9 protein-coding genes and 1 rRNA gene are annotated in these 10,687 nt (G+C 68.1%); 8 read left to right on the top strand and 2 right to left on the bottom strand.

The window, feature by feature from the left end; translation table 11 throughout:
* Nucleotides 1-297 precede the first annotated feature (297 nt).
* Genes BFN33_RS48235 through BFN33_RS48250 form a run of 4 tightly spaced genes read left to right on the top strand, consistent with a single transcriptional unit; the run spans nucleotide 298 to nucleotide 5,133 of the window.
* Nucleotides 298-2,514, top strand: a complete 2,217-nt coding sequence (locus BFN33_RS48235) for a polyribonucleotide nucleotidyltransferase (protein WP_069766576.1) — start codon at nucleotides 298-300, stop codon at nucleotides 2,512-2,514.
* Nucleotides 2,511-3,890 carry a pitrilysin family protein gene (locus BFN33_RS48240; protein ID WP_069766577.1) on the top strand — a complete coding sequence of 460 codons (1,380 nt, stop codon included), beginning with the start codon at nucleotides 2,511-2,513 and terminating at the stop codon, nucleotides 3,888-3,890. Before BFN33_RS48235 ends, BFN33_RS48240 begins: the two co-directional genes overlap by 4 nt.
* 35 nt (nucleotides 3,891-3,925) lie before the next feature.
* On the top strand, nucleotides 3,926-4,678 hold the full coding sequence (gene dapB, locus BFN33_RS48245) for a 4-hydroxy-tetrahydrodipicolinate reductase (RefSeq protein ID WP_069766578.1): 753 nt from the start codon (nucleotides 3,926-3,928) through the stop codon (nucleotides 4,676-4,678).
* Nucleotides 4,678-5,133: a tetratricopeptide repeat protein gene (locus BFN33_RS48250; protein ID WP_069766579.1), complete on the top strand. Its 456-nt coding sequence runs from the start codon at nucleotides 4,678-4,680 to the stop codon at nucleotides 5,131-5,133. Before dapB ends, BFN33_RS48250 begins: the two co-directional genes overlap by 1 nt.
* A gap of 69 nt (nucleotides 5,134-5,202) precedes the next feature.
* On the opposite strand, the gene BFN33_RS48255 is transcribed toward BFN33_RS48250, so the two are convergent.
* Together BFN33_RS48255 and BFN33_RS48260 are read right to left on the bottom strand one after the other, a co-directional pair.
* Nucleotides 5,203-5,757 (bottom strand): PH domain-containing protein, encoded by a 555-nt coding sequence (locus tag BFN33_RS48255; RefSeq protein ID WP_069766580.1) that lies wholly within the window; start codon nucleotides 5,755-5,757, stop codon nucleotides 5,203-5,205.
* A 123-nt stretch (nucleotides 5,758-5,880) separates the two neighbouring features.
* The gene (locus BFN33_RS48260; protein WP_069766589.1) at nucleotides 5,881-6,120 is read right to left on the bottom strand and encodes a hypothetical protein; all 240 of its coding nucleotides are present in this window, start codon (nucleotides 6,118-6,120) and stop codon (nucleotides 5,881-5,883) included.
* A 178-nt stretch (nucleotides 6,121-6,298) separates the two neighbouring features.
* On the opposite strand from BFN33_RS48260, the gene thyX reads away from it, so the two are divergent.
* From thyX to BFN33_RS48280, 4 genes are all read left to right on the top strand, one after another.
* Nucleotides 6,299-7,039 carry an FAD-dependent thymidylate synthase gene (thyX, locus tag BFN33_RS48265; RefSeq protein WP_069766581.1) on the top strand — a complete coding sequence of 247 codons (741 nt, stop codon included), beginning with the start codon at nucleotides 6,299-6,301 and terminating at the stop codon, nucleotides 7,037-7,039.
* Between the two features lie 211 nt (nucleotides 7,040-7,250).
* Nucleotides 7,251-8,150: a 4-hydroxy-tetrahydrodipicolinate synthase gene (gene dapA / locus BFN33_RS48270; protein WP_069766582.1), complete on the top strand. Its 900-nt coding sequence runs from the start codon at nucleotides 7,251-7,253 to the stop codon at nucleotides 8,148-8,150.
* Nucleotides 8,151-8,302: 152 nt separating this feature from the next.
* Nucleotides 8,303-9,988: a ribonuclease J gene (locus tag BFN33_RS48275; RefSeq protein ID WP_069766583.1), complete on the top strand. Its 1,686-nt coding sequence runs from the start codon at nucleotides 8,303-8,305 to the stop codon at nucleotides 9,986-9,988.
* A 508-nt stretch (nucleotides 9,989-10,496) separates the two neighbouring features.
* Nucleotides 10,497-10,687, top strand: a 16S ribosomal RNA gene (locus tag BFN33_RS48280); the annotation flags it as partial.

A 10,687-nucleotide genomic window follows, 5' to 3' on the forward strand; every position in this document is an offset into this window, starting at 1 on the left:
GGTTCCCGAAACGATCGGGGACCGCTCCCTTTGCCGTACGTGCTCGACGTGCGTGCGGAAACGTGCGCAGTGTCACACCCACTTTGTAGTGTGGTAGCACAACGCAGTACCACGAGGAGAAGTGCACCTCGCCGCCGCCGGTCCTCGGTAGTGGCCCCCGGGCCTTGCGAACCCGGGTGCTTCGATCGAAGACCGGCCCGCACCAGACGGAGCGCTTCTCCGCTCACGTCCCCCCGCCACACGGGCGGATCGGGACAAAAGACGCAACGCAGACGAAAAGTAACGGAGAAAACGCTAGTGGAGAACGAGACCCACTACGCCGAGGCCGTCATCGACAACGGCACTTTCGGCACCCGCACCATCCGCTTCGAGACGGGCCGCCTGGCCAAGCAGGCCGCCGGCTCCGCCGTGGCGTACCTGGACGACGACACCATGGTGCTGTCGGCCACCACCGCCTCCAAGAACCCCAAGGACCAGCTCGACTTCTTCCCCCTGACGGTGGACGTCGAGGAGCGGATGTACGCGGCCGGCAAGATCCCCGGCAGCTTCTTCCGCCGTGAGGGCCGCCCCTCCGAGGACGCCATCCTCACCTGCCGCCTGATCGACCGCCCGCTGCGCCCGTCCTTCAAGAAGGGCCTGCGCAACGAGATCCAGGTCGTCGCCACGATCATGGCGCTCAACCCCGACCACCTGTACGACGTCGTGGCGATCAACGCCGCCTCCGCGTCCACGCAGCTGGCCGGCCTGCCCTTCTCCGGCCCGATCGGCGGCGTCCGCGTCGCGCTGATCAACGGCCAGTGGGTGGCCTTCCCGACGCACTCCGAGCTCGAGGACGCGGTCTTCGACATGGTCGTCGCGGGTCGCACCCTGGAGGACGGCGACGTCGCGATCATGATGGTCGAGGCCGAGGCCACCGAGAAGACCATCCAGCTGGTCAAGGGCGGCGCCGAGGCTCCGACCGAGGAGGTCGTCGCCGCCGGTCTGGACGCCGCGAAGCCCTTCATCAAGGTGCTCTGCAAGGCCCAGGCCGACCTCGCGTCGAAGGCCGCCAAGCCCACCGGCGAGTTCCCGATCTTCCTCGACTACCAGGACGACATCCTGGAGGCGCTGTCCGCCGCCGTCCGCCCGGAGCTCGCCTCCGCGCTGACCATCGCGGGCAAGCAGGAGCGCGAGGCCGAGCTGGACCGCGTCAAGGCGCTCGCCGCCGAGAAGCTCCTGCCGGAGTTCGAGGGCCGCGAGAAGGAGATCTCCGCCGCGTACCGCTCCCTGACCAAGCAGCTCGTCCGCGAGCGCGTGATCAAGGAGAAGAAGCGCATCGACGGCCGTGGCGTGACGGACATCCGTACGCTCGCCGCCGAGGTCGAGGCCATCCCGCGCGTGCACGGCTCCGCGGTGTTCGAGCGTGGCGAGACCCAGATCCTGGGCGTCACCACCCTCAACATGCTCCGCATGGAGCAGCAGCTGGACACCCTCTCCCCGGTGACCCGCAAGCGCTACATGCACAACTACAACTTCCCGCCGTACTCCACCGGCGAGACCGGCCGCGTCGGCTCCCCGAAGCGCCGCGAGATCGGCCACGGCGCCCTCGCCGAGCGTGCCCTGGTCCCGGTCCTGCCGACCCGCGAGGAGTTCCCCTACGCGATCCGCCAGGTGTCCGAGGCGCTGAGCTCCAACGGCTCGACGTCCATGGGCTCGGTCTGCGCCTCCACGATGTCGCTGCTGAACGCCGGTGTGCCGCTGAAGGCCCCCGTCGCCGGTATCGCCATGGGTCTGATCTCCCAGGACATCGAAGGCGAGACGCACTACGTCACCCTCACCGACATCCTCGGTGCGGAGGACGCCTTCGGTGACATGGACTTCAAGGTCGCCGGCACCAAGGAGTTCGTGACCGCCCTCCAGCTCGACACCAAGCTGGACGGCATCCCCGCCTCCGTCCTGGCCGCCGCTCTCAAGCAGGCCCGTGACGCCCGCCTCCACATCCTCGACGTGATGATGGAAGCGATCGACACGCCGGACGAGATGTCCCCCAACGCCCCGCGGATCATCACGGTCAAGATCCCCGTGGACAAGATCGGTGAGGTCATCGGCCCGAAGGGCAAGATGATCAACCAGATCCAGGAGGACACCGGCGCCGACATCACGATCGAGGACGACGGCACCATCTACATCGGTGCGGTCGACGGTCCCTCCGCCGAGGCGGCCCGCACCACGATCAACAGCATCGCCAACCCGACGATGCCGGAGGTCGGCGAGCGCTACCTGGGCACGGTCGTCAAGACGACCACCTTCGGCGCGTTCGTCTCGCTGCTCCCGGGCAAGGACGGGCTGCTGCACATCTCGCAGATCCGCAAGCTCGCCGGCGGCAAGCGCGTGGAGAACGTCGAGGACGTGCTCGGTGTGGGCGCCAAGGTCCAGGTCGAGATCGCCGAGATCGACTCCCGCGGCAAGCTCTCCCTGATCCCCGTGATCGAGGGCGAAGGCGACGATGAGAAGAAGGACGACACCGACCAGTGACGTCGAGTAGCTCCACGGCGACGGCCCGCACCTCCTCGGAGGCGCGGGCCGTCGCCCGTACCCAAACCCTGATCAAGGGCACCAACGGCATCGGTGTCGTCCGCAAGACCACCCTCCCCGGCGGCCTGCGCATCGTCACCGAAACCCTGCCGTCGGTCCGCTCGGCGACCTTCGGCATCTGGGCGCACGTGGGCTCCCGCGACGAGACGCCCGCGCTGAACGGCGCCACCCACTACCTGGAGCACCTGCTCTTCAAAGGCACCTCGAAGCGCAGCGCCCTGGACATCTCCTCCGCCATCGACGCGGTCGGCGGCGAGATGAACGCCTTCACGGCGAAGGAGTACACGTGCTACTACGCGCGCGTGCTCGACGCCGACCTGCCGCTGGCCATAGACGTCGTCTGCGACATGCTGACGGGCTCGCTCATCCTCGAAGAGGACGTCAACGTCGAGCGCGGCGCGATCCTCGAAGAGATCGCCATGACCGAGGACGACCCGGGCGACTGTGTGCACGACCTGTTCGCGCACACCATGTTCGGCGACAACCCCCTCGGCCGCCCGGTCCTCGGCACGGTGGACACGGTCAACGCCCTCACCGCCGACCGCATCCGCCGCTTCTACAAGAAGCACTACGACCCGACCCATCTCGTGGTCGCGGCCGCCGGCAACGTCGACCACAACAAGGTCGTACGACAGGTCCGTGCCGCCTTCGAGAAGGCCGGTGCCCTCAAGAGCCCCGACGCCCTGCCCATCGCCCCGCGCGACGGCAGCCGCGCCCTGCGCACCGCGGGCCGCGTCGAGCTGATCGGCCGTAAGACCGAGCAGGCCCACGTCGTCCTCGGTATGCCCGGCCTGGCCCGCACGGACGAGCGCCGCTGGGCTCTCGGAGTGCTCAACACCGCCCTCGGCGGAGGCATGTCCTCGCGCCTCTTCCAGGAGGTCAGGGAGAAGCGCGGACTGGCGTACAGCGTCTACTCGTACACCTCCGGCTTCGCCGACTGCGGTCTGTTCGGCGTGTACGCCGGCTGCCGGCCCTCGCAGGTCCACGACGTGCTGAAGATCTGCCGCGACGAACTCGACCAGGTCGCCGAACACGGCCTCTCGGACGACGAGATCGGCCGCGCCATCGGCCAGCTGAGGGGCTCCACGGTCCTGGGCCTGGAGGACACCGGCGCGCTGATGAACCGCATCGGCAAGAGCGAGCTGTGCTGGGGCGAGCAGATGTCCGTCGACGACATGCTGACCCGCATCGCGTCGGTCACCCCGGACGAGGTGCGTGCGGTCGCCCGCGAGATCCTGGGACGGCGCCCGTCGCTGTCGGTCATCGGCCCGCTGAAGGACAAGCAGGCGGCCCGGCTGCACGAGGCCGTCGCCTAATCCACCCCGGTCGCATCGGTTAAGGAAGCAAGAAGATGAGCAAGCTGCGCGTGGCGGTCCTCGGAGCCAAGGGCCGCATCGGCGCCGAGGCGGTCAAGGCCGTCGAGGCCGCCGAGGACATGGAGCTGGTGGCCGCCCTCGGCCGGGGCGACACACTTGAGACCCTGGCCGAGACCGGCGCGCAGGTCGCCGTCGAACTGACCACGCCGGCCTCGGTGATGGACAACCTCGAGTACTGCGTCGGCCACGGCATCCACGCCGTCGTCGGTACGACGGGCTGGACCGACGAGCGCCTCGCGCAGCTGAAGGGCTGGCTGGACGCCTCCCCGCAGACGGGCGTCCTCATCGCGCCCAACTTCTCCATCGGGGCCGTCCTGACGATGAAGTTCGCGCAGATCGCCGCGCCCTGGTTCGAGTCCGTCGAGGTCGTCGAGCTCCACCACCCCAAGAAGGTCGACGCCCCGTCCGGCACCGCCACGCGCACGGCTCAGCTCATCGCCGAGGCCCGGCGCGCGGCGGGCACGGCCCCGGCGCCGGACGCCACGGAGAGCGCCCTGGACGGGGCGCGCGGCGCGGACGTCGACGGGATCCCCGTCCACGCCGTGCGCCTGCGCGGTCTGCTCGCCCACCAGGAGGTCCTGCTCGGCGGGGAGGGCGAGACCCTGACGGTCCGCCACGACTCGCTCCACCACAGCAGCTTCATGCCGGGCATCCTGCTCGGCGCCCGCCGCGTGGTCACGACCCCGGGCCTGACCTTCGGCCTGGAGAACTTCCTGGACCTGGGCTGATGCGCGCCAAACTGTCCTACACCGTCACGGCCGCCGTCCTGGTCTTCTACTTCGTCCTGGTCGGCAGCCGTGGCGTCATGCTGATCCAGTCCGGCACTCTCATCACCGTCACCTTCGGCGTCGCGGTGCTGATCCTGCCGGTGATCGGAGTGTGGTTCCTGTGGAAGAACACCCAGTTCGTCCGCAGGGCCAACGCTCTCGCCGCGGAACTCGACGCCGAGGGCGGCCTGCCCGTCGACGAGCTTCAGCGCACGCCCGGCGGCCGCATCGACCGTGACTCGGCCGACGAGGTCTTCGCCAAGCGCAAGGCCGAGACGGAGGTGGCTCCCGACGACTGGCGCAGCTGGTTCCGCCTCGCCGTCGCCTACCACGACGCCCGCGACACCCCCCGGGCCCGCAAGGCGATGCAGCGCGCGATAGCCCTCCACGACGGCAGGCCCGTCCAGCAGCTCTGAAGCCCGACATGGCGAAGGGGGCCGGTCCTGGTGCGGACCAGCCCCCTTCGCTATGCGTCCCTGCCGGGCTCAGGCCCGCCCGTACTCCGCGGCCCACGCCTCGACCGCGTCCGCGGCCCGCTCGAACGCCTGGCCGCGCGCGAGGAAGTCCGCGTTGTGCGTGGTCAGCAGCGGCGACACGTCCTGCGGTGCCTGGCCCTGCCGTACGAGGGTCAGCGCCTGCCCCTGGACCGTGCGGGGCAGTCCGAGCCAGCGCACCGGCTGCTGTGCCGTCCGCACGGCGACGACCTGCTCCCAGGACACCGTACGAGTGAAGAGGAAACCCACCCGGCGCACCCCGCGAGCGCTGACCCACACACCCATGCGCAGCAGCCGCAGCGCACCGACGATGACGAGCGCCGCGATGCCGAACACCACACCGGCCTCGGACGGCGAGTCCGTCAGCGCGATGATCACAGCCGCGAACAGCACATACGAGGCGAGCAGCAACAGGATCGCGGCCACGCCCACCCGCCACGGGCCGGGCCGGTACGGCCGACGCCAGCGGTCACGGTTGTCGAACGGCAGCGCGACGTCGTCCGTCGTCTCGAATGCGCGGTCGGCCGTCAGGAAGGGCAGGGGCACGGCGGGTCCTCACTCGATCCATGCGGTGGGCTGTGCCCGGTGAGGCTATCCGCCGGTAACCCTGTCGGCCACCTCAGGGGGCCCATGGGGGTACTTCCCAGGCCATCAGGGCGGCGGGGAGAGTCAGTGCCCCTGGGAGGCCTGCGACTGCTGGTTCGGTGAGGGCGCCTGATCCTGTGACAGCGCCGGCATCCCGAGGACCAGGGATCCCACGAGTCCGGCGACGATGGTGAGTCCCGTCAACCAGCGTCCGGCCACCTCACCGGCGGACGCCCTACGGCGGGGTGGCGGGGTGACATTGCTGCGGAACCTGTCGGCTTCGGCGAGAAATGCGAACGGAACGGGCTCGCGCCGACGCAACAGCATGGGGGTACTTCTCCCTTCGGGGATCGAACGAATCGCTGCTGTCTGTACAGACGAGCGGTTGCCGCAAAAGGTGCCCGGTTTCGCCGACTTAACTCGGTCACGACAGTGAAAGTCCCGTTTGGCGGGTCGTAGAGTGGCGTCGCCATACGACGAGCTGGGAAGGACCCCCCGAACCGTGACCCCCACCCCCGACGACGATTTCAAGATCGAGCTGCGTGACGACGTCACTGTCGAACTGGTCAAGCACAGCGCGGCCGACTCCGACGTGCTGTTCGCCGCCAGGGTGTCGACCGTCGGAGAGCAGTCCCTGGAAGAGCTGACCAAGGACCCGGAGCGCTCCAAGGGCCTGATCAACTACCTCATGCGGGACCGGCACGGCAGCCCGTTCGAGCACAACTCCATGACCTTCTTCATCAACGCCCCGATCCTCGTCTTCCGCGAGTTCATGCGGCACCGCGTGGGCTGGTCGTACAACGAGGAGTCCGGCCGCTACCGGGAGCTCCAGCCCGTCTTCTACGTCCCCGGCCCCGACCGCAAGCTCGTCCAGCAGGGCCGCCCGGGCAAGTACGTCTTCGTCGAGGGCACCCCCGAACAGCACGAGTCCGTCGGCAACGCCATGGAGGAGTCGTACCGCCAGGCGTACCGCGCCTACCAGGAGATGCTCGCGCAGGGCGTCGCCCGCGAGGTCGCCCGCTCGGTCCTGCCCGTCGGCCTGTTCTCCTCGATGTACGCCACCTGCAACGCCCGCTCCCTCATGCACTTCCTCGGTCTGCGCACCCAGCACGAGCAGGCGAAGGTGCCGTCCTTCCCGCAGCGGGAGATCGAGATGGTCGGCGAGAAGATGGAGGCGGAGTGGGCGAAGCTCATGCCGCTCACCTACGCCGCCTTCAATGCGAACGGCCGTGTGGCGCCGTAACGGACGCCTGTTTCCCCGCTGAGTACAGATGTGCGGGTCCCCCCGGCGAAGTGTCCGTATTGCGGCATTTGGAGAAGTTCACTTAGCCTGATCAAACGGACCCGGCACTGCTTGAACCCCCGAGCAGGCAGTGCCGGGCTCCGCATTTGTCACCACTTGTCGCGTCCCCCTAGGGCAGACCCCACCTTGAGCAACGAGTAGCGTGTTACCCATGGCTCCGACCTCCACTCCGCAGACCCCCTTCGGGCGGGTCCTCACCGCCATGGTCACGCCCTTCACGGCGGACGGCGCACTCGACCTCGACGGCGCACAGCGGCTCGCCACCCACCTGGTGGACGCAGGCAACGACGGCCTGGTCATCAACGGCACCACCGGCGAGTCCCCCACCACCGGTGACGCGGAGAAATCGGACCTGGTACGAGCCGTACTGGAGGCGGTCGGCGACCGCGCCCACGTGGTCGCCGGCGTCGGCACCAACGACACCCACCACAGCATCGAGCTGGCGCGGGCCGCCGAGAAGGTGGGCGCGCACGGCCTCCTGATCGTGACGCCGTACTACAACAAGCCCCCGCAGGAGGGCCTGTACCGGCACTTCAAGGCCGTCGCCGACGCCGCAGAACTGCCCGTCATGCTGTACGACATCCCGGGCCGCAGCGGCGTCCCGATCAGCACGGAGACGCTGGTCCGGCTCGCCGAGCACCCACGGATCGTCGCCAACAAGGACGCCAAGGGCGACCTCGGCCGCGCCAGCTGGGCCATCGCCCGCTCCGGCCTCGCCTGGTACTCCGGCGACGACATGCTGAACCTCCCGCTGCTCTCCGTCGGTGCGGTCGGTTTCGTCTCGGTCGTCGGCCATGTGGTCACCCCGGACCTGCGCGCCCTGGTCGAGGCGTTCGTCTCCGGCGACGTACAGAAGGCCACCGAGATCCACCAGAAGCTGCTCCCCGTGTACACCGGGATGTTCCGCACCCAGGGCGTGATGACGACCAAGGCCGCGCTCGCCCTCCAGGGTCTGCCCGCCGGGCCCCTGCGCGCCCCCATGGTGGAGCTTTCCGCCGACGAGATCGGGCAGCTCAAGATCGATCTTGCCGCCGGCGGGGTACAGCTCTAGCACCAGACTTCGCGCGCCCGGCGCGCAACGGACTCAACAACTGAATACGCGGGCCACCGGTGCCCGCACCACAACGACAACTGCTGCACGCACAAACGTCACGCACGCCATGTGCCCCACCGGTACATGGCGTGCGTGGTGAGGAGAGTCTTTTGAGTCATCCGCATCCTGAACTGGCCCCGCCCCCGCCGCTCGCCGAAGGCGCCCTGCGGGTCACCCCACTCGGTGGTCTCGGCGAGATCGGCCGAAACATGACGGTCTTCGAATACGGCGGCCGCCTGCTGATCGTCGACTGCGGGGTGCTCTTCCCGGAAGAGGAGCAACCCGGAATCGACCTGATCCTGCCGGACTTCTCGTCCGTCAGGGACCGCCTCGACGACATCGAGGGCATCGTCCTCACCCATGGCCACGAGGACCACATCGGTGGCGTCCCCTTCCTCCTCCGCGAGAAGCCGGACATCCCGCTGATCGGCTCCAAGCTGACCCTCGCTCTCATCGAGGCCAAGCTCCAGGAGCACCGCATCCGGCCCTACACCCTCGAGGTGGCGGAGGGACACCGCGAGCGCATCGGTCCCTTCGACTGCGAGTTCGTCGCGGTCAACCACTCCATCCCCGACGCCCTGGCGGTCGCCATCCGTACGCCCGCCGGCATGGTGGTCCACACGGGCGACTTCAAGATGGACCAGCTCCCGCTGGACGGCCGTCTCACGGACCTGCACGCGTTCGCGCGGTTGAGCGAGGAGGGCATCGACCTCCTTCTCTCCGACTCCACGAACGCCGAGGTCCCGGGCTTCGTCCCACCGGAGAAGGACATCTCGAACGTCCTGCGGCAGGTCTTCGGCAACGCCCGCAAGCGGATCATCGTGGCGAGCTTCGCCAGCCACATCCACCGCATCCAGCAGATCCTGGACGCGGCCCACGAGTACGGCCGCCGGGTCGCCTTCGTCGGCCGGTCGATGGTCCGCAACATGGGCATCGCACGAGACCTCGGCTATCTGAAGGTCCCCCCGGGCCTGGTGGTCGACGTCAAGACGCTCGACGACCTCCCGGACCACGAGGTGGTCCTGGTCTGCACGGGCTCCCAGGGCGAACCGATGGCAGCCCTGTCCCGCATGGCCAACCGCGACCACCAGATCCGGATCGTCAACGGCGACACGGTGATCCTCGCGTCCTCGCTGATTCCCGGGAACGAGAACGCGGTCTACCGCGTGATCAACGGCCTGACCCGCTGGGGCGCCAACGTCGTCCACAAGGGCAACGCCAAGGTGCATGTCTCGGGCCACGCGTCCGCGGGCGAGCTCCTGTACTTCTACAACATCTGCCGGCCGAAGAACCTGATGCCGGTCCACGGCGAATGGCGGCACCTGCGCGCCAACGCCGAGCTGGGCGCCCTGACCGGCGTCCCGCACGACCGGATCGTCATCGCCGAGGACGGCGTGGTCGTCGACCTCGTGGAGGGCAAGGCGAAGATCTCGGGCAAGGTCCAGGCGGGATACGTCTACGTCGACGGCCTCTCGGTGGGTGACGTCGGCGAACCGGCCCTCAAGGACCGCAAGATCCTCGGCGACGAGGGCATCATCTCGGTCTTCCTGGTGGTGGACTCGTCCACCGGCAAGATCACGGGCGGCCCGCACATCCAGGCCCGCGGCTCCGGCATCGACGACTCGGCGTTCAGCGACGTGATCCCGAGGATCACCGAGGTCCTGGAGCGCTCGGCGCAGGACGGCGTGGTCGAACCCCACCAGCTGCAACAGCTGGTGCGGCGAACCCTGGGCAAGTGGGTCTCCGACACCTATCGCCGCAGGCCGATGATCCTGCCTGTGGTGGTGGAGGTCTGACAGACCGTCGGACTCTCGTCCGAGTGAACAGGGAGCGGGGCGCCTCGATTTGCATCGAGGCGCCCCGCTCCAGTACGTTTACGGCTCCGCCCGAGGGGGAACCCGGCAGCTTCGTGCTCCGGAGCCAACCTCCAGGGGCGGGGGAATTCCGACTCAGAACTTCTGATARAGTCGGAACCGCCGGAAAGGGAAACGCGAGAGCGGGAACCTGGAAAGCACCGAGGAAATCGGAACCGGAAACGGTCTGATAGAGTCGGAAACGCAAGACCGAAGGGAAAAGCCCGGAGGAAAGCCCGAGAGGGTGAGTACAAAGGAAGCGTCCGTTCCTTCCTTGAGAACTCAACAGCGTGCCAAAAATCAACGCCAGATATGTTGATACCCCGTCCATCGGACTTGCTCCGATGGCGAGGTTCCTTTGAAGAAAACACAGCGAGGACGCTGTGAGCGACCGCCTTATTCCGGTGGTCGCTCCGCTCTCGTGATGTGTGCACCCGATTACGGGTAAACATTCACGGAGAGTTTGATCCTGGCTCAGGACGAACGCTGGCGGCGTGCTTAACACATGCAAGTCGAACGATGAACCACTTCGGTGGGGATTAGTGGCGAACGGGTGAGTAACACGTGGGCAATCTGCCCTTCACTCTGGGACAAGCCCTGGAAACGGGGTCTAATACCGGATACCACTACCGCAGGCATCTG

This window comes from Streptomyces sp. LUP47B, assembly GCF_001746295.1.
In the GTDB taxonomy this organism is placed as follows: Bacteria; Actinomycetota; Actinomycetes; order Streptomycetales; family Streptomycetaceae; genus Streptomyces.